This is a genomic window from Streptomyces sp. NPDC037410 (assembly GCF_055602235.1).
This window is the reverse complement of record NZ_JBVJWR010000007.1, coordinates 97,671-120,622: the sequence shown is the minus strand read 5'-3', so window position 1 is coordinate 120,622 and position 22,952 is coordinate 97,671. Positions and strand designations below refer to the sequence as shown.

Sequence of the window (22,952 nt, the reverse complement as noted above, 5' to 3'; positions counted from 1 at the left end):
TCACCGATGGTGAGGGGGTCTTGGTCTTTCCCTGGAGGATCCGGCCCAACTACCGTGCGTCGCAGGGCGGTTACCGACGCGCTACCGCCCGGCCGTCCCCGTCAGGTACGCCGACACCACCACGTTCGCCGTGTACGCCCCGGCCGCCCGGTCGAACGTGCCGCCGCAGGTGATCAGGCGCAGCTCGGCGCGGTGGGGGTCGCGGGCGCCGTAGACCTTGGCCGCGTCGAAGCCCTCGCGCGGGAAGACCTGGACGTCGTCGACGGTGAATTCGGCGACCGATCCGTCCGTCCGGGTGACGCGGACCTTCGCGCCGGGGCGGGCCGCGCTCAGGCCGTAGAAGACGGCCGGGCGGGTCTCGGTGTCGACGTGGCCGACGAGGAGGGCGGCGCCGACCGAGCCCGGCCGGGTGCCGGAGCCGTACCAGCCGACCGTGTGGGGCATCTCGAAGGGCGGCGGATCGATGGCGCCCGTGTCGTCCAGGCCGCGTGCCGCGACGGGCGCACTGATGCCCAGGGAGGGGATGTCGACCCGCCGGGGTTCGAGGGGCGGGAGGGGGGCGCGGGCCGGGGGCAGCGCGACGCCGAGGGGGCGGCCGACCGCGGCGATGTCGCCGGTGGTCGGCGCGGAGCTGCCGCCGGACCCTTCGGTGGCCTCGCGCCCCCAGAGCCAGAGCCCGGACAGCAGGACCGCCCAGGCCACGCCGGTGACGAGTCGCCCGGAGCCCGCCGGGCGGGTGCCGGGCGGCACGGTCACTCGGCGTCGCCGCCGGTACCGGCGCGGCGGCGGGAGCTGCGGAAGGCGACCGCGACGGCGGCGATCGCGGCCATGCCGAGGCCGAGCAGGGTGTACGGGGTGCCGAGGCCGCTCTCGGAGGTCGTCTGGGCGACGCCGGGGGCCGCGGGCGCGGCGAAGGCGGCGGCGCCTCCCCCGCCGGCCCGGACGGGGGCGACCGGGGTCGCGTGGTGCGTCGGCCGGTGGGTGGGCTCCTGCCGGTGCCGGACCTGGACGGTGCCGGCGTCGCGGTGGTCGTGCCCGTCACAGGTCACGCTCACCTTGTACGTACCGTCCTTGAGGCCGGACCTGATCGTCGTGTCGCCGAACAGCGGGTTGCCCCCGCCGTCCCGGCCGGTGAGCTCCGCGTCGGCGACGAACGCCGGGGACTTGGCGGCGCCGGTCGTGCCCTTGCAGCCCTGGACCCGCACGTCGACGTCGGCGCCGGGCGAGGCGGTGGACGGGGTGACGGTGGCCTTCACCCCGTCGTGGGCGTACGCGCCGCCGGCCGCGGGTGCCAGGACCAGCACCAGGGCCGCCCCTGCGGCACGGAGAGCAATGGGAGCTGAACGCATCGTGACCTCCTGATACTGGCAGGGTCACCCGGATCGGCGCTTCTCGCATCCGCAGGGGGTCGGCCACTGGTGCCGTAGTTGATCAGTAAACCGTCTCGATCGAGTGAACCAGTACGTCCGCACACTCCCCGCACGCACAAAACACATACGGTCGACCCACCTCGAAAGAAGCAGACTGGCAGGTGGGGGCACACATGCTCAAGGTCGGTGGGTACATCCGGATCTCGGACATCGGGCAGATGGGCGACGGACGCGACGGCCTCGTCCGCCAGCGTGAGGACGTATACGACCTCGCCAAGCTCAAGGGCTACGAGGTGCACCGCTTCTACGAGGACAACGACACCTCGGCCTACAAGCGGCGTGTCAAGCGCAAGGACTTCGAGGAGATGGTCCTCGACCTCGGGAAAGGCGTGATCAATGGCATCCTCGCCTGCAATATCGATCGCGTCGCCCGACAGCCGCGGGACCTCGAGCGTCTCATCGACATCTACGAGCAGACCCACCATCCTCTGGTCTTCGCCACCACGGCGGGCGACTACGACCTGACCACCGTGGATGGCCGCTTCCAGGCCCGCATCTACGTGACGATCGCGAACAAGTTCTCGGCGGACGCGGCACATCGCGTCGCCCGGCAGAAGCTGGCCGAAGCCACCGCTGGGAGGCCGCACAAGGGTCAACGCGCCTTCGGGTGGAAGGACGCGGTACACGTCGACGAGCGGGAGGCGGAACTCCTCCGAAAGGCAGGAGCGGACGTACTCAAGGGCGCGACGCTTGCCACCATCCACAGGGACTGGGCGGCATCGGGCGTGCGCAGTCCTCAGACTCCAGAGGGAAAGACCATCGGTTACACCAGTGTCCGGTACGTACTGAGGAACCCCCGTCTGTGCGGATACCGTGCTTACATCCCGCAGCAGGTCCGCGATCGATCCGGCCGAGTGGACCCTGCCGAGTATCTTGTCGAGCGCACGGACGGCACTCCAGTCGTCGGCCAATGGGAGGCGATCTTCACGCCCGACGAGTGGAACGAGCTGGTCGACGCACTGGACTCCCGTAGGAACGGAGGACGAGGCCGCAAGAAGGGGAGCACGGTCACCAAGCGGCTCCTCACCGGCATCGCACGTTGCGCGAAGTGCGGAAGCGGCCTGTCCTCCGGCGTGTACCAGCGGGGCACCACCAGCTACGAGAGGCACGGGTATTACTACTACTGCCGTGTTGCCGATGGAGGGTGCGGCAAGCTGTCCCGAAGCGGTCCCCCGATTGAGGAACACGTCGAGAAGATTCTTCTCGACAACCTCAACAAGCAGGCACGCGATACGCAGTCGGCCGGAGAAGAAGACCTTCAGGCGGCGCAAGCGAAGGCGACGCTGAATCAGATCGAGGCCGACAAGGCCGAGGCCCGTCAGCTCCGAGCCGACGACCTGCTGTCGCTGTCAGAGTTCGCCCGTGAGATCCGTCGCCTTGAGGAGAAGGAGAGGGAGGCCAGGGAGAAGGCGTCCAGGCTGACTCTCCCCCCTGGCCGTGCGGGCTCCGCCGCCGCCCGCATCGTCCGCGAGTGGGAGAGCTACACGGTGGACATGAAGCGGCAGGAGATCCAGCGGAGCATCGAGTCCGTCGTGATCAGCGGCGCAGGCAAGGGCGGTGCGCAGCGAGGCATGTTCCGCCCCGAACTCGTCGAGATCGTCTGGAGGCACATGCCATCGGGGGTCCCGCATCCCGGGGGGCGAGACGTGCCGGACCCGATGGCGCCAGATGCATAGCATGGTCGTCTCAGGAGTCCGCGTACGGCAGGAGCCCTCCACCATGACAGAACGCAAGCCCATCGAATCATGGCTCACCGACATGGACGGGGTGCTCATGCACGAGGGTGTGCCAGTACCCGGAGCCGATGCATTCATCAAGAAGCTGCGCGCGTCGGGCAAGCCCTTCCTGGTCCTCACGAACAACTCGATCTACACGGCACGCGATCTTCACGCCCGACTGAACCGGATCGGGCTCGACGTGCCCGTCGAGAACATCTGGACATCGGCGCTCGCCACGGCCAGCTTCCTCGAGAGCCAGCACCCTGGTGGTACGGCCTACGTCATCGGCGAGGCCGGCCTGACGACCGCGCTGCACGATGCGGGTTATGTCATGACCGACCTTGAACCCGATTTCGTGATCTTGGGTGAAACGCGAACCTACTCGTTCGAGGCGCTGACGAAGGCGATCCGGCTGATCGAGAGCGGCGCCCGATTCATCTGCACCAACCCGGACAACACCGGCCCGTCGCCCCAGGGCCCTCTTCCTGCCACCGGCTCTGTCGCCGCCCTGATCACGAAGGCGACGGGTAAGGAGCCGTACTTCGTGGGTAAGCCGAACCCGCTGATGATGCGCACGGGCCTGAACGTCATCGGGGCGCACTCCGAGAGCTCCGCCATGATCGGAGACCGTATGGACACGGACATCCTTGCAGGCCTGGAGGCCGGTATGCAGACCTTCCTCGTGCTCACGGGGCTGACCGCAGCGGGGGACATCGAGCGTTTCCCGTACCGGCCGACCAAGGTCGTGGACTCGATCGCGGACATCGTCGACCTGGTCTGAGGAAGACGTCGGGCTTGGTCAGGGGGGCGCCGCGACAGCGCCGTGGCGACGCCCCCAGCGTCATCAGGATGTGCTGATCTCGACCCCGTCGATCGTCCAGTACCGGTTGTCGGCGCAGGGCGGGACGGCGACGCTGAACTCATGACCTCTGGTTGCCGTCCGCCGAGCGCAGGGCGACCGCACGCGCCCTCAGGAACGCCCACCGAGGTACCAGACTGTCGTACACCCATCCTTCGGTGGACGCATGTCTGCCCATGGCCCTGAAATGGGCGGCGGCCTCGGGGCGACGCCCCAGAAGGCTCAGGTAGAGGGCGAGCAGTGCGTGATCCTCGACAATGCGCGGTGTTGCTGCCGCTCCGCCTCGCTCCAACGTTCCCGGACTCGGGCCAGATCCGTTCCGAAGCGCCCTGATCCCGTCCCCTCATTGCCCTTCGCCAGACGCATCTCCAGTTGGGCGACCATCGGCAGCACCACGAGTGGGTGACCCGCCGGAGCCTGCTCGGCCGCGTTCCGGGCGAAGCGGAACATCTCCTTGTGGGAGCCGCTCCACTTGGCGCACAGGTACTGCAGAGCATGGCGGTGCCCTGTCCGGTGCAGGGGATCGCGAGCGGTCAACGACTCCCATCGGGCATCGAATTCTCTTCGCGGCAGCGACAGCCCGCGCGCTATCTGCACGGCGGTCGCCAGCGGCGTGGGGTCGAGCGGTGCCCGCTCACTCGCCTGCGCGGCGAGGTCGTCCGCGTGGGCCAAGGCGCCGAAGAAAGTCGGCCAGGCGTCCTTGGGGACGTACTTCGCCCTCCTCCCACCCCGGGCGGTCCACCCGCGTATGATTTCCGCGCGCGAGAGAACGGTCAGTGGATCGCCGCTCTCCCGGTCCGCTTCGACCCACTCCCGCAGAACCGGGTTTCCCGCCGCGCGAAGGGACAGGTACTGCACCCGGTGGTCCTTCAGCGCCCAGTCGCTGCCGCTCGCCAGCAGAAGATCGCGGGCCGGACCCCAGTCGCCGTGCTCGACCAGCCTGTTCACGGCAGCACGAAGCTCCTGGTCGCCATAGGCCTGGTCGAAGGAGACCGCAGGGAGAAAGCCCAGCGAGAGGCGGTTCAGCGTCGTCACATGGGCGAGAATATCGCCCGGATGTTCGAGAGGCTCCGGCGCACGCCCTCCACACCGGAGCCTTGGACCAGACCCGTTACCTTCAGCTTCCGGTCGCGGACTTCCACGCGTCGACGTACGCCGTCAGGTTCTTGTCGATGTCCGCCCAGTCCGGCTCGAAGACCTCGACGCCCTCCATCAGCTTGGCCAGTTCGATGGCGTTGGCGTCGGTGGTCTTGACGTCCTTGCGGGCCGGGAAGCCGCCGCCGACGGCGCTGACCTCGCGCTGGGCGCCTTCGCTGAGCATGAAGTCGAGGAGCTTCTTGCCGTTCTCGGTGTGCGGGGCCTTGTTCACCAGGCCGGCCGCGTACGGCAGGGCGAAGGTGGTGGGCCTGCCGCCGTCCTTCGCGGGGAACCAGATGCCGAGGTTCGGCATGGACTTGGCCTGGGCGAAGTTCATCTGGACGTCGCCGTTGGCGACGAGGAGTTCGCCCTTGTCGACCTTGGGGGCGAGCTTGGAGGTGGAGGAGGACGGGCCGACGTTGTTGGCCTGGAGCTTCTTCAGGTACTCCATCGCCGGCTCCTTGCCGCCGAAGTCGTGCATCGCCTTGATGAGGACGGCGGTGCCGTCGCCCGCGACGCCGGGGGTGGAGTACTGCAGCTTGTCCTTGTACTTCGCGTCGAGCAGCTCCTCCCAGGTCTTCGGGGCGGCGGGGAGCTCCTTCTTGTCGTGGACGAAGCCGAAGTAGTTGTTGACGACGGACGTCCAGCTGCCGTCGCCGGACTTGTCGGCGCCGTCGACCTGGTCGGCGCCCTTCGGCTCGTACGACTGGAGCAGGCCCTTCGAACCGGCCTGCTGGATGAAGGGCGGCAGGGTGACGAGGACGTCGGCCTGGGTGTTGCTCTTCTCGCGGAGGGCGCGCTGCACCATCTCGCCGGAGCCGCCCTCGACGTACTTGACCTTGATGCCGGTCTGCTTCTCGAAGTCGGCGAAGACCTTGTCGTACCAGCCGTCGCCCGCCTCGCCCTTGAGGCCGTCGGCGCTGTAGACGGTCACGACCTTCTCGTCGGCGGCGTCGGAGGAGCCTCCGCAGGCGGTGAGGGTGGCGGCGAGGACGAGGGCGCCGGTGACGGCGGCGACCGGCTTGGCGTACGTACGCATGACGTTGTTCTCTCCTGAGGTGACTAGCGGTAGGACGCTCTGGTACGGATACGGGAGACGGCGAGCAGGGCGAGGAGCGTCGCGGCCATGAGGAGCACGGCGAGCGCCGAGCCGGTGAACAGGGAGCCGCGGTCCGTGGCGGTGAAGATGAGCACCGGCAGCGGCATCCAGTCCGGCGGGTAGAGCATCATCGTGGCGCTGAGCTCGCCCATGGACAGGGCGAAGCAGAGCCCGGCCGCCGCGGTCAGCGACGGCAGCAGGAGCGGCAGCTTCACCCGGAGCAGTACGTACGAGGGGCGGGCGCCGAGACTGGCCGCCGCCTGCTCGTACATCGGGTCCAGGCGCCGCAGCGCGGCCGAGACCGACTGGTGGGCGAAGGCCGTGACGAGGACGGTGTGCGCGAGGATCACGATCCAGCGGGTGCCGTTGAGGAGCATCGGCGGCTGCGAGAAGGCGACCAGGACGGCGAGGCCGACGACCACGGACGGCACGGCGACCGGCAGCACGAACAGGGCGTCGAGGACCCTCTTGCCCTTCCTGCCGAGCGCGGCGGCGGCGAGCGCGGCCCAGGTGCCGACGGTCAGCGCGACCACGCTCGCGGTGACGGCCGTGACCAGGCTGGTGGTGAGCGCCTGGAGGGGCTCCCCGCGCACGGCCGCCGTGTAGTGGACGGTGGTGGGTCCGGAGGGGAAGGCGCCGGACCAGTGCGTGGAGAACGAGGCGGCGAGGATGACGAGGAGGGGCAGGGCGAAGAGCGGGACGAAGAGGACCGCGAACAGCGCCCAGGCCGTCCACCTTCCCGTACGGCTATGCACCAGCACGGCGGCTCACCCCCCGGTAGAGGACGTACAGGCCGACCGAGAGGGCGACGTTGACGACGGCGACGACGCAGGCGGCGGCGTAGTCGGATTCGAGGATCGCCTTGCTGTAGACGAGCATCGGGAGGGTCGTGACGCCCTTGGCGCCGGTGAAGAGGACGATCCCGAACTCGTTGAGGCACATGACGAGGACGAGGCTGCCGCCGGCGGCGAGCGCGGGCAGCGCCTCGGGCAGGATCACCTGCCGGACGATCCGCAGCGGCCGGGCGCCCAGCGAGGACGCCACCTCCAGCTGCGCGGTCTCCAGCTGCGAGAACGCGGCCAGGAGCGGGCGCATCACGAACGGCGTGAAGTACGTGATCTCGGCGAGGAGGACGCCCCACGGGGTGGTGAGGAACCGGAACGGCCCGGCCGGGTCGCCGGTGACGTCCGTCCAGATCCCGTTGGCCATGCCGACCGTGCCGTACAGGAACAGCAGGGCGAGCGTGATCAGGAAGGACGGGAAGGAGAGGAAGACGTCGATGAACTTCGACACCGCCTTCCCGCCGGGGAAGGGCACGAACGCGATCACCAGCGCGAGGACGAAGCCGAGGACGAGACACCCGACGGTGGCGGCGACGGCCAGCCACACGGTGGTGACGAGCGCCTCCCGGAAGGAAGCGGACGCGAACACCTGGGCGTACGCACCGGGGGCGAACGACTCCTGGACGACGAGGGCGAGGGGGTAGAGGAAGACGACCGCGAGAACGGCGACGGGGGGAAGGGCCCATATCCAGCCGGTTGTGGGCATGCGTTCCGCCGGGCGTGGGGGTCCCTCCCGGACGGAGTCTGGGGGAGGGTGGGCACAACCCCCGGTGCGGGCCGCCGTTCGATGAGGCCCTCAGCCATCGCTGACCCCCGCGGCCAGCAGCACGGCGTCCTCCCGCGCGAAGTGCACCGTCACCCCGGCCCCCAGCGGAGGCGTCTCCCGCAGCTCCCGTACGTCCGCCTTGACGCGATGCCCGCCGACTTCCACGTACAGCCGGTGCGTGGAGCCGCGCCACTGGACCTCGGTGATGCGGCCGCTCAGGGCGTTCGGCCCGGGACCGAGGCCGACGAGGTGCGGCCGCACGCAGAGGGTGGCGGTGGAGCCGGGCGCGGCCTCGGAGGCGGGGACGTCGAGGGCGACGCCCTCGAAGGAGACCCCGCCCGCCCCCACCGTCACCGGCAGCAGGTTCGCGTTGCCGACGAACGACGCCGTGAACTCCGTGCGGGGCCGCCGGTACAGCTCCTGCGGGGTTCCGCAGTCCTGGAGCCGGGCCTTGTCCATGACGGCGATCCGGTCGGCGAGGGTCAGCGCCTCGACCTGGTCGTGGGTGACGTACAGGATCGACACGTCGGGGAGTTCGCGGTGGAGCCGGGCCAGTTCGGCGAGCATCCCGGAGCGCAGCTGGGCGTCGAGCGCGGAGAGCGGCTCGTCGAGGAGGAGGACGTTCGGGCGGATGGCGAGGGCGCGGGCGATGGCGACGCGCTGCTGCTGGCCGCCGGAGAGCTCCCGGGGGTAGCGCTGGGCGTAGGCCGCCATGCCGGTCATCTCCAGGGCTTCGGCGACCCGCCCGGGGATCTCGCCCTTCGGCACCTTCTGCGCCTTCAGGCCGAAGGCCACGTTGGCGTCCACCCTCAGGTGGGGGAAGAGCGCGTACTGCTGGACGACCATGCCGATGCCCCGCTTGTACGGCGGGAGCGCGGTGACGTCGCGGTCGCCGATGAGCACCCGTCCGGAGGCCGGCCGGACGAATCCGGCGACGGCCCGCAGGGCGGTCGTCTTGCCGGAGCCGGAGGGGCCGAGGAGGGCCATGACCTCGCCGGGCTCGACGGTCAGGTCGAGGTGGTCGAGGACGGTGTTGCTGCCGTACGTGACGGTGACGGCGTCGAAGCGGATGCCACTGGTCATGCCTCGAACGCCTTGATCAGGGAGGGGAGTTCCGCGACGGAGGCGAGGACGTGCGTGGCGCCGTGCTCCTTGAGGGCGGGCTCGTCGTGCGCGCCGGTCAGGACGCCCGCGACGATCCCGGCACCGGAGCGGACGCCGCTGAGCATGTCGTACGAGGTGTCGCCGGCGACCACCGTCTGGCGGACGTCGTCCACCACGCCGGTGCGGAGGAAGGCGGCGAGGACCATGTCCGGGTAGGGGCGGCCGCGGCCGCCGGCGTCCGCCGGGCAGAGGGTCAGCTCGACGAGGTCCCGCCAGCCGAGGGCGTCGAGGATGGCGTCCTGCGTGACGCGGGCGAAGCCGGTGGTGAGGACGACCGTCCGGCCCTGCTCCTTCAGCTGCGCGATGGCCTCGGCGGCGCCGGGGACCGGGGCGATCAGGCCGCCGGCGACCAGCTCTCCGTACGCCGCCTCGAAGGCGAGGTTGGCCTGCTGTGCACGGGGCTCGTCGCCGCCGAAGAGGTGGCGGAAGACGGAGATCTTGGACTCGCCCATGGTGGCGCGGACGTAGTCGATCATCGTGGCGGGGTCTTCGCCGAGGCGTTCGGCGGCGGCCGTGAAGGCCTGCTCGACGAGGCCGCCGTCGGCGACGGTGGTGCCGGCCATGTCGAGGACGACGAGGTTCTGCTTGTTCACGGTCTTCACCAGCCCAGTTCGTTCGCGGTCGTCTCGGCGATGGCGGGCGAGCAGGTCATGCCGCGGCCGCCGGGTCCCGTCACCAGCCACACGCCGTCGCGGACCCGCTGGCGGTGCACGACCCGGCTGGTGTCGACGCACTGCGCGTACACCCCGGCCCAGCGGCGCCGGATCTTCGGCAGCGGGCGGCCGAGGAAGGACTCGACGACGCGGGTGAGGTGCTCGTAGGGGTCTTCGAGGGTGTCGAAGGCGAAGGGGTGCTCGTACTCGTGGGTGTCGCCGATGGTCAGTCCGCCGTCGAGGCGCTGCACCATGAGCAGCTGCATCCTGTGGGCGGCGGCGGTCGGGTCCTGCGCCTGGCCCTCGTTGAGGGCGTCGAGGGCGGGGGACGCGTACGCCGGGTAGTAGCGGAAGGAGTCCGCGTCGGCGACGGAGGTGGTGAGCGGCTCGCCGAGGGGTGCGGTCTGCATCATCTGGAGCCGGACGCGGCGGACCGGTATCTCGCCGGCGACCTCGCGGACGAGGCCGGAGAGCCAGGCGCCGGTGCACAGGACGACGGCGTCGCCGGTGTGGGTCTCGCCCCGGTCGTCGCGGACGGCGTTCTCGCCGACGACGTCCCGGACTTCGCGGTTCGGGAGGAACGTGTAGCGGCCGGTGGCGAGGAGGGCCTCGCGGAGGGCGAGCTGGGCGAGGCGCGGCTCGACGGCCGCGTCCCGCTCGCAGGAGAGCGCCGCCTCGAACGCGCCGCGCAGGGCCGGGTTGACCGCGCGCGCCTCTGCGGCCGTGAGCAGCTTGTAGCCGCGGGCGGCGGCGTCGGGGCGGGCCACGGCGGCCTCGGCGACGGCGAGTTCGAGCTCGTTCCGTACGGGGGTGAGCGAGCCGATGGCCCGGAAGCCCAGGCCCGGGACGCGGGCGCCGATGCCCTCCCAGAGGTCGCGGGCGCGGAGGGCCGTGTCGAGCTCCTCCCCGCCGGCCCGTCCGCTCACCCAGATCTGGCCGAAGTTGCGGAGGGAAGCCCCGCGCGCCTCGGCCTCGCGCTCGATGTGTACGACCTCGTGGCCGCGTTCCACTGCGTGCCAGGCGTGCATGGTTCCCACCACGCCGGCTCCTACGACGATCACCTTCATGACGTCGACGGTCGCGGGGACGGGTGGACCGGACGGATCCGGTGGGCGACGGGACGGTGAACGGACCGACAAGCTTGGACCAGACCCGTTATCGTTCCGTTATCCATGAAGAGTGAGTCCCGGTGTCGGTTCGTGTCCGTTCGTGTCAGTTCTGCTGCCCCAGATGGGTGGTGAAGCTGAACCGGTCCCCCCGGTAGAGCGTCCGCACCCGCTCCAGGGGCCGCCCCGCGGTGTCCCGGGAGACGCGGTGGATCAGCAGCATCGGCAGCGCCGGCGGCGTGCCGATGAGCAGGGCCTCGCGCGGGGTCGCGAGGACGGTCTCGATGCGCTCGTCGGCGTCGCCGAAGGAGATGCCGAGCTTGTCGTGGAGATAGGCGTAGAAGGAGGAGTCCGGGTCGAACTCGGTGTCCAGGCGCGGGGCGCGGGCCTCGGAGACGTACGTGCTCTCCAGGCCGACCCGCTCGTCGTCGGCGAGCAGCACCCGCTCCATGTGCCAGACGGGCTCGCCGCGTTCGGCGCCGACCTCGGGGGCGAGCGCCTCCGGGCAGGGGAAGCGGTCCAGCGAGATCAGGCTGCGGCCGGGACGGCGGCCCTGGCGGCGCACGCCCTCCGTGTAGCTGGCGAGCGAGAGGGGCTGCTCCAGCTTGGGTCCCGCGACGACCGTGCCCCGGCCCTGGCGACGCAGCCGCCCCTCCAGGAGGAGTTCGCGCAGCGCCTGCCGGACGGTCTCGCGGGACACCTCGTACCGGACGGCGAGATCGCGCTCGGTCGGCAGCAGCCCGCCCTCCCCCAGCTCGTCGACCATCAGGGCGATCTTCGCCTTGACGGCGTAGTACTTGGGGACGCGGCCGTGCTCGGGGATGCCGGAGCGGACGGGGGCGCCGGGGCTGGTCTGGTAGTTCATCAGGGGATGGTCGCAGACCGGGATGAACGGGAAGGTGTACGGAGCATGACTCGGGGGTTCCGGGGGTTCCGGGGCCCAGGACGGTCAGCGGTGCCGGGGTACGAGTACGGCCGCGGGTGGGGGCGGCGGCTCAGCGGCGCCGGGGGCGGCGGGCGGCCCAGACGAGCGCCGCGCCGAGCAAGAGCAGTCCTGCGGCGACCGGGGCGAGGGCCCGCGCGCGGGCCTCGGACTCCCCTCCGGTGCTGGCCAGTTCACGCGCCTCTTCGGCGTCCTCGACGTCCTCGGTGTCTCCGGCGGCGTCCGGGCCGACGGCGGTCGGCGCGGCGGGGGCCGGCGGGCGGGCCTCCTTGCCGGGCGACGCGGACGGGTCGGGCGCGCGGGGTGCGTCAGGTGCGGTGGGGGTGCCGGGCGCGGCGGGGCCCACGGTCAGGAGGTAGTCGCCGGACTCGCCGACCCAGTCGCCGTCCTCGCCCCGGCGCTGGACGACCGCCGCGTTGACGACGACCTCGTCGGGCGCCGTCTCCGGATCGAACGTCAGGCGTACGGGGACGGTGAGGGTCCGGCCCGCCGGCACCGAGAAGCCACCGAAGCCGCCGGAGCCGTCCGGGCCGGTGAACACGCCCACGTTCTCGGCGTCCTCGGTCGGCTCGAAGGACACCGGATGCCAGCGCGCCGACCCGACGTCGTAGAACTCGAACCGGATCTGCTCCGGGCGCAGGGCCCGGTCGCGGTCGGTGAGGACGAGCACCGGATGGACGCCCGAGCACGGGGCGTCGGTGGTGTTGGTGAGGTCGAGCTTCAGCTCCTGGAAGGGGCCGCCCGCAGGAAAGCCGACCGGTCCGCCGTGGATCCGGGTGTCCAGCGGGAAGCCGCCGCCGTCGGGGGTGCCGCAGACGGGGGCGGGCGGGTCGGGGGCGGGGGCGGCGGGGGCCGGGGCGGCGATCACGAGGGGGGCCGCAGCGGCGGCGGCCACGGTCACGGCGCGGACGGCGTGCAGACGCAGGGGGGCGGGGGCCATGGGCGTGCCTTCACTGGTCGCGGGCATGGGGACGGCGGCGACGCTGCCACGCGGGAGGAGGCGGGCGGGGCAGCGACACCGGGGGCGCCCCCGGCGGGCCCACGACATCAACCCGATCGGCGTACTTTCCGATGGTCGGGTTGTCCTTTATTTCCCGAACATCGGCTATTCTCCGAACACTGGCGCGAGGGTCAGCCACGCCGCGCCCTCCGCGACGGCGTCCCGCCCGGTCGCGAGGCCCACCGGGGACGTCAGACCGAGGCCGGTCAGCACCTCCCGTACCCCCTCCGCGAACACCTCCGGCGCGGCGAGCACCACCCGGCCGCCCAGGAGGACCTGGTCGATGTCGAGGAGCCGTACGAGGTTGGCCGCGCCCGCGCCCAGGATCCGCGCGGCCTCGGCGAGTTCGCCGCGCGCGACGGCCGCCAGGCACAGGACCTCCAGACAGCCGCGCCCGCCGCAGCCGCACGGCGGCCCGTCGAGCTGGACGGTCTGGTGGCCGAGCTCGCCCGCCCCGGTCCTGTCCCCGCGCAGCGGCGCGCCGCCGAGGACGAGTCCGGCGCCGAGACCCGTACCGAGGTGGACGTAGGCGAAGGAGCCGGGGGCGGCGGGGCGCAGGGCGAGGCCGAGGGCGGCGGCGTTGGTGTCCTTGTCGAGGACGACGGGCAGCCCGAGGCGCGCCGCCAGCTCGTCCCGTACGGGATGGCCGTCCCACGCGGGGAAGCCCGTCACCCGGCCGGGCACCCCGGCGCGGTGGTCCAGGGGGCCGGGCATGGCGAGGCCGACGCCGAGGACGGATCCGGGCGGGTCGGCGAGCAGCGCCCGTACCTCCTCCGTCACCGCGTCCAGGACCGGTCCCGCCCCGGCGCCCAGGTCCACGGGGCGGCGGCGCAGGGCCACGACCGTGCCCGCGAGGTCGGTGAGGAGGGCGGTCAGTTCGTCGCGGTCGAGGTGGACGCCGACGGCGTACGCGGCGGAGGGCACCAGGCGCAGGACCGTGCGGGGCTTGCCGCCGGTCGAGGCGCGGTGGCCGGCCTCCGTGGCGAGGCCCTCGGCCCGGAGCCGCGCGGTGATCTTGCTGACGGCCTGCGGGGTGAGCCCGGTCCGCTCGGCCAGCTCCAGGCGGCTGATCCCGGTCTCCCCCGCCGTGCGCAGCAGGTCGAGCACGAGCGCGGCGTTGTGGCTGCGCAGTGCGGGCACGTTCACTCCCACGGCTTCCTTCTTCACTCCCCCATTGTGGCTGTCGCTTGCACTTTGGCAACAGCGTTGCTTAAGTGGACGGCATGACTGGCACTGACTCCGGCTCCGGCACTGGCACTGGCACTGGCACGACGGGCATCGGCGCGCACACGGGAGGCGCCGCCCCCCGCACCCCGCTCCGCGTCGGACTCGTCGGCTACGGCCTCGCGGGCTCCGTCTTCCACGCCCCGCTGGTCGCCGCCGCCGAGGACCTCGTCCTCGCCGCCGTCACCACCGGCAACCCCGAGCGGGCCGCCGGGGCCCGTGCCGCCCACCCCGGCGTCCGGGTCGTCGCCCGCCCCGAGGAGCTGTGGGAGCAGGGTGCCGACGACCTCGACCTGATCGTCGTCGCCTCCCCCAACAAGACCCACGTCGCCGTCGCCACCGCCGCCCTGGAGGCCGGCCTGCCGGTCGTCGTCGACAAGCCGCTCGCCGCGACGGCCGCCGAGGCCCGTGCGCTCGCCGCCCTCGCCGAGGAGCGCGGCCTGCTGCTCTCGGTCTTCCAGAACCGCCGCTGGGACGCCGACTTCCTCACCCTCCGCCGGCTCCTCGACGAGGACGCGCTGGGCGAGGTCCAGCGCTTCGAGTCCCGCTTCGAGCGGTGGCGCCCGGCGTTGAAGGGCGGGTGGCGGGAGTCCGGCGCGCCCGAGGAGATCGGCGGTCTCCTTTACGACCTGGGCAGCCACGTCGTCGACCAGGCCCTCGTGCTCTTCGGCCCGGTCGTCTCGGTGTACGCCGAGTCGGACGTGCGCCGGCCGGGGGCCGAGGCCGACGACGACACGTTCCTCGCACTCACCCACGCGAACGGCGTCCGCTCCCACCTGTACGTGAGCGCCACCACCGCCCAGCTCGGCCCCCGCTTCCGGGTGCTCGGGCAGCGCGCGGGCTTCGTGAAGTACGGACTCGACCCCCAGGAGGCGGCCCTCCGCGAGGGACTGCGACCGGAGCCCGGCACCGTCTGGGGCGCCGAGCCGGAGGAGCTGTGGGGCCGGCTCGGCGCCGGGGAGTCGCCGCTGACCGGCGGCGGCACGCCCGTGGAGACGCTGCCGGGCGACTACCCGGCGTACTACGCGGCCGTCGCCGCCGCCGTGCGCGGCACCGGAGAGAACCCGGTCACCGCGCACGAGGCGGCCGCCGCCCTCGACGTCCTGGAGGCGGCGCGACGCTCGGCCCGCGAGGGCATCCTGGTGAAGCTGTGACCGACGCGGGGCGACTGCTCAGCTCGTACGCCTCCGCCGGCGGCTGACGAACACCAGGGCGCCGCCGCCGAGGGCGAGTCCGACCGCCGTGGCACCCATGACGATCTTCCCGGTACCGGCGCCGGTGTCGGGCAGCTCACCGTTGGGCCCGTGGTTGGCGCCGGAGTCGCCGTAACCACCGGAGTCACCGCCACCGTCGGCCGATCCGCCACTGGTCCACCCACCACCGTCCGACCCACCGGTCGACCAGCCACCGGTGGTGTGATCGGAGTGCGTGGGGGTCGGGGTGGGGTAGGTCGGGGTGGGGGTGGGCTCGGTCGGTGTCGGGGTCGGCTCCGTGGGAGTCGGGGTCGGCTCGGTCGGAGTCGGCGTGGGCTCCGTCGGAGTGGGAGTCGGATCCGTCGGCGTAGGAGTCGGATCCGTCGGCGTAGGCGTAGGTTCCGTCGGCGTAGGAGTCGGATCCGTCGGCGTAGGCGTAGGTTCCGTCGGCGTAGGAGTCGGATCCGTCGGCGTAGGCGTCGGCTCCGTCGGCGTAGGCGTCACCTCCGTACACGACGGCAGGTCACCGTTGAACGGATAGGCGTGGATCTCCTGGCCGCCGCCCCCGTTGGCCTCCGAGGAATGCGTCAGGTTGCCCGTGGTGAAGAAGCGGCCGTTCATGCCGGGCATCGTCACCGTCGTCGTACTGTCCTGGTTGCCGATGAGCACGCTGCCCGCGAACTGGGCCCCGCCCTCGAACTTGACCGTCGTGGCGTCGGGGAAGTTCCACAGGACCCGCTCGCGCAGGCCGTCCGGCAGCTGGTTGATGTACGAGTCGACGGTGCGGTCGGTGCCGAGGACGTTGACGAGGACCGTCGCGGAGGCCGGGATGCCCTCGAAGCGGATGCCCTGCTGGCCGCCGCTCGCCGACTCCAGGTCGAAGTCGACGTTGAAGACCTGGAGCGCCGAGGTGCCGTCACCCAGGAAGAGGGTCTCGTAGTTGTTGTTGGTGGCGGTGCCGGTGGGGGTGCGGGAGGCTCCGCGCACGTACGCGTAGCACTGGCTGGCGTCGGTGAGCTGGTCCCGGAGCGGCCGGTAGGGGTGGGCGGCCGTGGCCTGGTGGACCGGGGCCGGGCTGACCGTGCCGGAGACGGTGGTCCCGTACTTCACGAGGCCGTGGACCGTGCCCTCCTCGGCGAGCAGGCGCTGCTGGTCGGCGACCTTGATGCTCTTGCCGACGGTGAGGAAGTCGGTGCCGTCCTCGGGCGGGACGCGCGAGCCGACGCCGGCGACGCCGACGTTGTAGACGGCGGAGACGCCCGCTTTCTTGTTCTGGTCGAAGGAGCCGAGGACGACGACCTTGCCCTCGGCCTCGGCCGCGGCCTCGCGGACGAGGAAGTCGCCGCCGACGAAGACGTTGATGTTGTTGTCGCGGTAGACGACGGGGCCGCTGCCGTTGTCGTCGGGGTACTTCGCGGGGCAGTTGCCCGGCTTGCAGGGGCCGAGGCCGCCGGGCAGCGGGTCGGCGTGGCCGGTGACGGCGAGCGCGCCGACGAGGGCGGTGGCCCCGACGGTGGACGCGGCGATGAGGGCGAGACGGCGCCGGTCGCGCCGACGCTCGTGCACATTTCGATCCATATCGGAAAATATGCAAAACAGGCGCGAAAACGACGACGCTCCACGCGGAACGCCGCCGCTTTCACACCCGTACGGTCACGCGAAGGCCGTGACGTCAGGCGCCCTTGAGCTCCTGCCGCTGCCGGCCGAGGCCCTCGACCTCCAGCTCGACGACGTCACCGGGACGCAGGTACGGCTTGGGCTCGGGCTGGCCCATGGCGACGCCGGCGGGCGTGCCGGTGTTGATGACGTCGCCCGGGTACAGGGTCATGAACCGGCTGACGTACCGGACGACCTCCGCGACCGGGAAGATCTGGTCCGAGGTGTGGCCGTCCTGCTTGAGCTCGCCGTTGACCCACAGTTTCAGGGCGAGGTCCTGCGGGTCCGGGACCTCGTCGGCGGTGACGAGCCAGGGGCCGAGCGGGTTGAAGGTCTCGCAGTTCTTGCCCTTGTCCCAGGTGCCGCCGCGCTCGATCTGGAACTCGCGCTCGGAGACGTCGTGCGCGACCGCGTATCCGGCGACGTGGGCGAGGGCCTCCTCGTCGGTCTCCAGGTAGCGGGCGGTGCGGCCGATGACGATCGCGAGCTCGACCTCCCAGTCGGTCTTCACCGAGCCGCGCGGTACGAGCACGGTGTCGTCGGGGCCGACGACGGTGTCGGCGGCTTTGAGGAAGACGACGGGCTCGGCGGGGGTGGCCTGGCCGGTCTCGGCGGCGTGGCCGTGGTAGTTCAGCCCGATGCACACGACCTTGCCGATGCGGCCCACCGGCGGGCCGACGCGCAGCCCGGTCGCGTCGAGCACGGGCAGCACGCCGGCGGCCGCGGCGCCCCGGACGCGGTCGAGGGCGGAGGCGTCGGCGAGCAGACTGCCGTCGATGTCGTCGACGAGGGCGGACAGATCGCGGAGGGTTCCGTCCTGGTCGAGCAGGGCGGGACGCTCGGCTCCCGGCGGGCCGACACGCAGCAGCTTCATGGTCTTCTCCTTGTGGTCGAGGTGGGCCCGGACGGGCCCTGAGGGTGCCCCGGCCGATGGAGTGCGGCCATCGGAGGATTGGTCGATCCTCCGAGAGAACGGGTCAGTCTGCAAGACCCCGTTCACACACTGGACCCTTACGCGGGAGTAACCAGGGCGGCCTGCGGCATGTCCCGGTAGAGGAAGGCCCGCTCGACGGCCGTCCACGCGGTGCTCGTGACGATGTAGAGCGCGGCGGCGAGCGGCACGACCGCGACGGAGATCAGGGTCGCGAAGGAGAGCAGCGGCAGGTAGCGGGCCATGCCCGCGGCCACCGCGGCGCCCGGCTGGCCGGGCTCGACGGCCGGGGCGAGGCCCTGCTGCCGCTTGGCGCGGAGGTAGTTGTACGTGGCGACGGCGGCGACGATCGCGAAGAGGGCGAGGTAGACGAGGCCGGCCGGACCGAAGACGCCGCCGTCGGCGAGGGCGTCGGCGTAGTGGTCGCCGAGCGGGGCGGCGAAGAGGCTGTGCCCGGCCATCCGCCCGCTGGAGAACAGGTGGAACATCAGGAAGAACGCGGGCGCCTGAAGCAGGCTCGGCAGGCAGCCGGCGAGCGGCGACACCTTCTCCTCGGCATGCAGCTCCATGATCGCCTTCTGCATCCGCTCGGGATTCTTGGCGTGCTTCTTCCTCAGCTCGGCGAGCTGCGGGGCGAGCCGGGTGCGGGCCTTCTGGCCGCGGGCGGCGGCGCGGGAGAGCGGGTGGATCGCGGCCCGTACGAGCAGGGTGAAGAGGACGATCGCGGCGGCGGTGGCGGTGGTGGCGAAGAGCGGCTGGAGCAGGTCGGCGAGCCGCTCGACCAGGGAAGCGAAGACGTTCAAGGGAGCCCTCCGTGGGGTCTCGTCGTGCCGGGGCATGGAAATTCGGCATGACGGATCCGCGAAGGTGCTTACTGCTGCACGTGCTGTACGAGCTCTCTACGCGGCCGTCGGGAGGGGACGGCCGGGAGCGCGGGGTCTGCGACGGCCTGCGGCGTCGGGGTCGCGCTGGGGCAGGAAGGCGGTGCGCCGCTCGCGGTCGCGTATGGCGGTGCGGACGGCGTGGGGCGGCACGGCAGGAGCCGTACGGGCGCCGAAGAGGGCGAGGACGAGGCCGGCCGCGGCGAGGGCGAAGGCGGCGGAGAGTCCACCGCCGTCGGAGAGGAGCAGGTCGACGAGGGCGAGCAGGAAGAACAGCGGCGCGACGACGCGCAGCACCAGATCCCTGGCGGACATCCCGACACCACCTCCTCTCGACCGGCCGACCGTCTCAGTTGAGGGTCTCAGACGTTCTCAGACCTTCTCAGATGTTCTCAGGAGGAAGACGCACGGGGACAGCGTGAAGTTCCCCACCCCGCTCACGAATGCGCTCACGGACTCGCTCACGCATTCACGGGCTCCAGGGGGACGAGGAGGCGGCGGGGCCGGAGGAGGGCGCGACTGACGGGATCGGCGGGATCCGGATCGACCCCGGCGCCGGGCCGCATCTCGATGTCGGCGGGGGCCACGGGAATCCCGCAGGCCGGGCACTCGCCGTACGGCCCGAGCTCCGTGCCGCAGTCGACGTGGTGGAAGTGCCGCACGGGCACGGCGCCGGGCAGCTCCTCGCGCCCCCACCGCCCCAGCGAGCGCAGGACGGGCCAGAGGGCGAGGCCGCGCTCGGTGAGCACGTACTCGTCGCGCGGGGGCGACTCCTGGTAGCGCCGCCGGTCGAGGACGCCGGCGTCGACGAGGGCCTGGAGGCGGGCGGCGAGGACGGCGCGGGGGATGCCGAGGTGGACGAGGAAGTCGTTGTAGCGCCGGACGCCGTAGAAGACGTCGCGGACGACGAGCAGGGTCCAGCGTTCGCCGACGACCTCCAGGGCGCGGGCGATGGAGCACTGCTGCTGGGAGTAGTCCTTGCCGAGAGCCATGGCACCCATCGTACCCACCACAGGTTCGGTCAACGAACCTAGCTGCTACGGTTAGGTTCATTCACCGAACCTGACAGGTGGAGGACCCCGCCATGCCCCCGCCGGCCACCACGACCCACACCACGCCGGGCACCCGCACGCACCGCCCCCGGGCGACCCTCGCCGTCACGGCGGCCGCCACCGCGGTCGCGCTGATGAACTACACGGCCCCGATGCTGACCCTCCCCGACATGGCCGCCGCCTTCGGAACCCCGGCCTCGGCGCAGGCCTGGCTGCTGAACGGCACCCCGCTCGGCCTGGCCGTCCTCCTCCTGGTGACCGGCAGCCTCGCGGACGCCCACGGAAGGCGCCGGATCTTTCTCCTGGGCACCCTCGCCCTGGGCCTCACCACTGCGCTCGGCGCCTTCGCAGGCTCCACGCTCACCTTCACCCTGACCCGCATCGCGCAGGGCGCGGCGAGCGCGGCCGTCCTGGCGGGCAGCCTGGGCCTCCTCGCCCACGCGTACCCGGCGGGCCGGGACCGGATCAGGGCCACCGGGATCTGGGGCGCGTCCGTCAGCGCGGGCATCGCACTGGGCCCCCTCCTCGCGGGCGCGCTGAGCCTGGTCGACTGGCGGTTGGCGTACGAGACGCTGGGCGCGGCGGCGCTGGTGATCGCGGCGACGGGGACGAGGACGCTGGCGAAGGACGAGCCGCCGACGAGAAAGGAACGCCCCGACATCGCGGGAGCGCTCACGCTCGCCCTGACCCTGGCGGCACTGCTCACCGCACTCACCCTCGGCCGGGACGGCTGGCTGCGACCCTCCGTGGGACTCCTGCTCCTGACCTCCGCCGCCCTGACGGCCGTGTTCGTGACGATCGAGCGCCGGAGCCGTACGCCCATGGTCGACCTGGCGCTGCTGCGAAGGCCGGCGTTCCTGGCGTCGACGCTGGGGGCGCTGTTCACGGGCCTGGCGGTGATCGGCCTGTTCAGCGTGGTGCCGGCGCTGCTCCAGAGCGGGGCAGGAATGTCACCGCTGACGGCGGCGGGGTTCTTCCTCCTCTGGTCGGGCACGGCCTTCGCAGCAGCGCTGCAGGCCCGCCGACTGGCAGGCCGGTTGTCCGCGCCGTATCAACTGGCCGTGGGCTTCACCCTCTCCGCAGCGGGGATCCTCGCCCTCCTGGGCGGCCTGGAAGGCCCGTGGCAGCGCCTCCTCCCCGGCCTCCTGGTGGCAGGCGCGGGCAGCGGTCTCCTGAACGCGGCGCTGCCGCGCCTCGCGGTCGACTCGGTACCGCCGGAGCAGGCTGCGATGGGTTCGGGCGCCAACAACACCGCCCGCTACATCGGCTCCTCGGCCGGGGTGGCCCTGACCCTGGCCCTGGTGAAGACGGGCCCGGACACGGCATTCCTGGTAGCGGCGGGGCTGGCGCTGACAGGCGGGGCACTCACGCTCGCACTGGGCCGGTCGACACCAGCTTCGCCCAGACGACGAGGCGATAGGCGCTACTGAACTCGGGGGTGCAGGTAGTGAGCGTGAGATAGGCGCCGGGGCCCTGATACCCATACGAAGGCTTGACGATCGACCGAGGAACGCCCCGAATGACCCCCACGTCCCGGGGAGAAGTCGCCGGCAACACAAGATCGACGCGATAGACGAAGGTACGCACCCGCGTGCGCACGAAAATCTGATCACCAGCCTCAAGCCGGTTGATGTACCGAAACGGCTCACCGTGCGTATTCCGATGCCCGGCGAGAGCGAAGTTCCCCACCGCGCCGGCCCCGCCGGTACCGGGGTAGTGCCCGACGTACCCCTTGTCGAGCACGGCCCGCTTGGAGACGCCTTCGGCGACGGGAACGGTGATCCCGAGCCGGGGAATACGGAGGACGGCGAAGGCGGAGGAGGGGGAGGGGACGGCCGACGGGGTCGGGCGCGAAGGAACACGGGACGGCCCAAGGGCCTGACGCCCAGCCTCGGGAGCACCCCCGGCTTCCGCCCCCGGCTCCACCCCGGGCGCATCGGGCGCATCGGGCGCATCGAGTGCATCCGGGAGATCGGAGGGAGAAACATCCCACTCCCTCTCCAGAACGCGCACCTGGTCGAGGGCCTCGGCGCGGGCCTCCCGATTGGTCCACCAGAGTTGATGGACGACGAGAAGCAGCAGGAGAACCCCGCAGGTGACGAAGGTTTCGGCGCCCAGCCACAGCGCGCGGAGGCCCGTACCGGATCGTCCTCGTCTCTGGACGACGACCGGCACCCGCTCCCGCACCCTGGCCCGCACGCGGGGCACGATAAGCGCTGAGGCGCCAACTCTCCAGGCCCGTACAGCAGTACGGTGAAGGGCATGCGCCCTGACACGCCTGCAGCCCACACGACCGAAGCCGAGCGTCTGCTGCGCACGGCAGCGCAGTACCCGGGAGACCGGGAGCCCCTCCACCTCCAGGCCGCGGCCCACCGGGAACTGGCGGGAGACCGCCCGGGCGCGACGGCCCTGTACGACGAGCTGCTCGCCGGGGAGCCGGCGAACCCGCACCTGATCAGGGCGCTGAAAGCGGCGAACCTGTGGGAGTACGGGCACGAGGCGGAGGCCCGGGCGATCATCGACGGCATCAGGCGGGCAAGGCCGTCGGACGCGACGGCCTGGGAGATCACGGCGGAGACGCTGGAGGCACACGACGAACTGCAAGAAGCAGAGTCGACCCTCACCGAAGCAACAACCCTCCTGGCCACGTCCACTTCGGAGGACCTCCCCCACCCCACCCGCTCCCTGATCACCACGCGCCACCGCATCCGCCGCATGCTGGCACTGGACCACGACACCTGGGACGACCGGGCGGACCACCTGCACTCGGGCGCGGTGGGCCTTGACGAACTGCACGACCCGAAGCGCCTGTGGTCGCTGGGCTCCTCGGACCCGGCGGAGCTCCAGGCGGAGATCACCCGCCTCCGCTCGGAACTGGGCACGTACCGCACGGCCCTCTCCCGCCCGTTCCCGGTCGCGGTCCTGCACTGGCCGGAACCGGAACTGGACGAGCTCCTGGCGTCCTACCCGGAACTGGAGGCGGAGTACCCCACGTACCGAGCCCACCTGACGGACATCGAGGCGTCCCTCCGAGAACTGTCGGCGGCCGGCACCCCGAACCTGGGCATCGTCCGAGCCACAGTCCCCTCCTACGAAGCCTTCGCCGCCTCAGAATCCACCTCCCCCGCAAACGCGGACCTCCTCCCCCAGTACGCCACGACCCTGGCAGCCCGGGGCCGCGCTACGGCTTGGCCGCCGGCGCGCTCGGCGGGGTGCTGGTGCGGGTCGGGCCGGATCTACGGGGAGTGCCACGGAGGCGAAGCCCAGGAGTAGATCCGGGGCGGCGGCCCTGCCGGGG

23 protein-coding genes are annotated in these 22,952 nt (G+C 71.8%); 5 read left to right on the top strand and 18 right to left on the bottom strand.

Annotated elements, in window-relative coordinates; translation table 11 throughout:
* Positions 1–81: 81 nt before the first annotated feature.
* Complete coding sequence (locus ACZ7HT_RS13860; protein ID WP_471164343.1) at positions 82–756, bottom strand: class F sortase; 675 nt, start codon at positions 754–756, stop codon at positions 82–84.
* Positions 753–1,349 (bottom strand): hypothetical protein, encoded by a 597-nt coding sequence (locus ACZ7HT_RS13855; RefSeq protein WP_471164341.1) that lies wholly within the window; start codon positions 1,347–1,349, stop codon positions 753–755. Before ACZ7HT_RS13855 ends, ACZ7HT_RS13860 begins: the two co-directional genes overlap by 4 nt.
* 194 nt (positions 1,350–1,543) lie before the next feature.
* On the opposite strand from ACZ7HT_RS13855, the gene ACZ7HT_RS13850 reads away from it, so the two are divergent.
* The gene (locus ACZ7HT_RS13850; RefSeq protein ID WP_471164339.1) at positions 1,544–3,106 is read left to right on the top strand and encodes a recombinase family protein; all 1,563 of its coding nucleotides are present in this window, start codon (positions 1,544–1,546) and stop codon (positions 3,104–3,106) included.
* Between the two features lie 43 nt (positions 3,107–3,149).
* On the top strand, positions 3,150–3,929 hold the full coding sequence (locus ACZ7HT_RS13845; protein WP_471164337.1) for an HAD-IIA family hydrolase: 780 nt from the start codon (positions 3,150–3,152) through the stop codon (positions 3,927–3,929).
* A gap of 300 nt (positions 3,930–4,229) precedes the next feature.
* On the opposite strand, the gene ACZ7HT_RS13840 is transcribed toward ACZ7HT_RS13845, so the two are convergent.
* From ACZ7HT_RS13840 to ACZ7HT_RS13795, 10 genes are all read right to left on the bottom strand, one after another.
* Complete coding sequence (locus ACZ7HT_RS13840) at positions 4,230–5,042, bottom strand: hypothetical protein (RefSeq protein WP_471164335.1); 813 nt, start codon at positions 5,040–5,042, stop codon at positions 4,230–4,232.
* 82 nt (positions 5,043–5,124) lie between these two features.
* Entirely contained in the window at positions 5,125–6,183 is a 1,059-nt protein-coding gene (locus ACZ7HT_RS13835; protein ID WP_471164333.1) for a 2-aminoethylphosphonate ABC transporter substrate-binding protein, read from the bottom strand.
* Between the two features lie 23 nt (positions 6,184–6,206).
* Positions 6,207–7,004 carry an ABC transporter permease gene (locus tag ACZ7HT_RS13830; protein WP_471164331.1) on the bottom strand — a complete coding sequence of 266 codons (798 nt, stop codon included), beginning with the start codon at positions 7,002–7,004 and terminating at the stop codon, positions 6,207–6,209.
* Complete coding sequence (locus tag ACZ7HT_RS13825; protein WP_471164329.1) at positions 6,991–7,791, bottom strand: 2-aminoethylphosphonate ABC transporter permease subunit; 801 nt, start codon at positions 7,789–7,791, stop codon at positions 6,991–6,993. Before ACZ7HT_RS13825 ends, ACZ7HT_RS13830 begins: the two co-directional genes overlap by 14 nt.
* A 90-nt stretch (positions 7,792–7,881) precedes the next feature.
* Positions 7,882–8,934, bottom strand: a complete 1,053-nt coding sequence (locus ACZ7HT_RS13820) for an ABC transporter ATP-binding protein (protein ID WP_471164326.1) — start codon at positions 8,932–8,934, stop codon at positions 7,882–7,884.
* Complete coding sequence (locus ACZ7HT_RS13815; protein ID WP_471164324.1) at positions 8,931–9,617, bottom strand: phosphonatase-like hydrolase; 687 nt, start codon at positions 9,615–9,617, stop codon at positions 8,931–8,933. The genes ACZ7HT_RS13820 and ACZ7HT_RS13815 overlap by 4 nt, the downstream gene beginning before the upstream one ends.
* The gene (locus tag ACZ7HT_RS13810) at positions 9,614–10,735 is read right to left on the bottom strand and encodes a TIGR03364 family FAD-dependent oxidoreductase (RefSeq protein ID WP_471164321.1); all 1,122 of its coding nucleotides are present in this window, start codon (positions 10,733–10,735) and stop codon (positions 9,614–9,616) included. Before ACZ7HT_RS13810 ends, ACZ7HT_RS13815 begins: the two co-directional genes overlap by 4 nt.
* A gap of 145 nt (positions 10,736–10,880) precedes the next feature.
* A complete protein-coding gene (locus tag ACZ7HT_RS13805; protein ID WP_471164319.1) occupies positions 10,881–11,639 on the bottom strand; it encodes a GntR family transcriptional regulator in 759 nt (252 codons plus the stop codon).
* A 130-nt stretch (positions 11,640–11,769) separates the two neighbouring features.
* Complete coding sequence (locus tag ACZ7HT_RS13800) at positions 11,770–12,657, bottom strand: hypothetical protein (RefSeq protein WP_471164316.1); 888 nt, start codon at positions 12,655–12,657, stop codon at positions 11,770–11,772.
* 165 nt (positions 12,658–12,822) lie between these two features.
* Positions 12,823–13,884, bottom strand: coding sequence for an ROK family transcriptional regulator (locus ACZ7HT_RS13795; protein ID WP_471164312.1), 1,062 nt, complete (start codon positions 13,882–13,884; stop codon positions 12,823–12,825).
* A 56-nt stretch (positions 13,885–13,940) separates the two neighbouring features.
* Between ACZ7HT_RS13795 and ACZ7HT_RS13790 the strand changes: the two genes are divergently transcribed.
* Complete coding sequence (locus tag ACZ7HT_RS13790) at positions 13,941–15,095, top strand: Gfo/Idh/MocA family oxidoreductase (protein WP_471164309.1); 1,155 nt, start codon at positions 13,941–13,943, stop codon at positions 15,093–15,095.
* A gap of 18 nt (positions 15,096–15,113) precedes the next feature.
* On the opposite strand, the gene ACZ7HT_RS13785 is transcribed toward ACZ7HT_RS13790, so the two are convergent.
* From ACZ7HT_RS13785 to ACZ7HT_RS13765, 5 genes are all read right to left on the bottom strand, one after another.
* Positions 15,114–16,700 (bottom strand): choice-of-anchor A family protein, encoded by a 1,587-nt coding sequence (locus ACZ7HT_RS13785; RefSeq protein ID WP_471164306.1) that lies wholly within the window; start codon positions 16,698–16,700, stop codon positions 15,114–15,116.
* A gap of 106 nt (positions 16,701–16,806) precedes the next feature.
* Positions 16,807–17,664, bottom strand: coding sequence for a fumarylacetoacetate hydrolase family protein (locus ACZ7HT_RS13780; protein ID WP_471164304.1), 858 nt, complete (start codon positions 17,662–17,664; stop codon positions 16,807–16,809).
* Between the two features lie 137 nt (positions 17,665–17,801).
* On the bottom strand, positions 17,802–18,560 hold the full coding sequence (locus ACZ7HT_RS13775) for a YidC/Oxa1 family membrane protein insertase (protein WP_471164301.1): 759 nt from the start codon (positions 18,558–18,560) through the stop codon (positions 17,802–17,804).
* 60 nt (positions 18,561–18,620) lie between these two features.
* A complete protein-coding gene (locus ACZ7HT_RS13770; protein WP_471164297.1) occupies positions 18,621–18,917 on the bottom strand; it encodes a DUF6412 domain-containing protein in 297 nt (98 codons plus the stop codon).
* Between the two features lie 146 nt (positions 18,918–19,063).
* Positions 19,064–19,594, bottom strand: a complete 531-nt coding sequence (locus ACZ7HT_RS13765) for a winged helix-turn-helix transcriptional regulator (protein WP_471164294.1) — start codon at positions 19,592–19,594, stop codon at positions 19,064–19,066.
* Between the two features lie 92 nt (positions 19,595–19,686).
* Here ACZ7HT_RS13765 and ACZ7HT_RS13760 point away from each other — a divergent pair, with 92 nt between their 5' ends.
* Positions 19,687–21,084 (top strand): MFS transporter, encoded by a 1,398-nt coding sequence (locus tag ACZ7HT_RS13760; protein WP_471164292.1) that lies wholly within the window; start codon positions 19,687–19,689, stop codon positions 21,082–21,084.
* On the opposite strand, the gene ACZ7HT_RS13755 is transcribed toward ACZ7HT_RS13760, so the two are convergent.
* On the bottom strand, positions 21,020–21,829 hold the full coding sequence (locus ACZ7HT_RS13755) for a class E sortase (protein ID WP_471164288.1): 810 nt from the start codon (positions 21,827–21,829) through the stop codon (positions 21,020–21,022). The genes ACZ7HT_RS13760 and ACZ7HT_RS13755 overlap by 65 nt on opposite strands.
* 87 nt (positions 21,830–21,916) lie before the next feature.
* On the opposite strand from ACZ7HT_RS13755, the gene ACZ7HT_RS13750 reads away from it, so the two are divergent.
* Positions 21,917–22,927 (top strand): hypothetical protein, encoded by a 1,011-nt coding sequence (locus tag ACZ7HT_RS13750; RefSeq protein WP_471164285.1) that lies wholly within the window; start codon positions 21,917–21,919, stop codon positions 22,925–22,927.
* Positions 22,928–22,952: the final 25 nt, after the last annotated feature.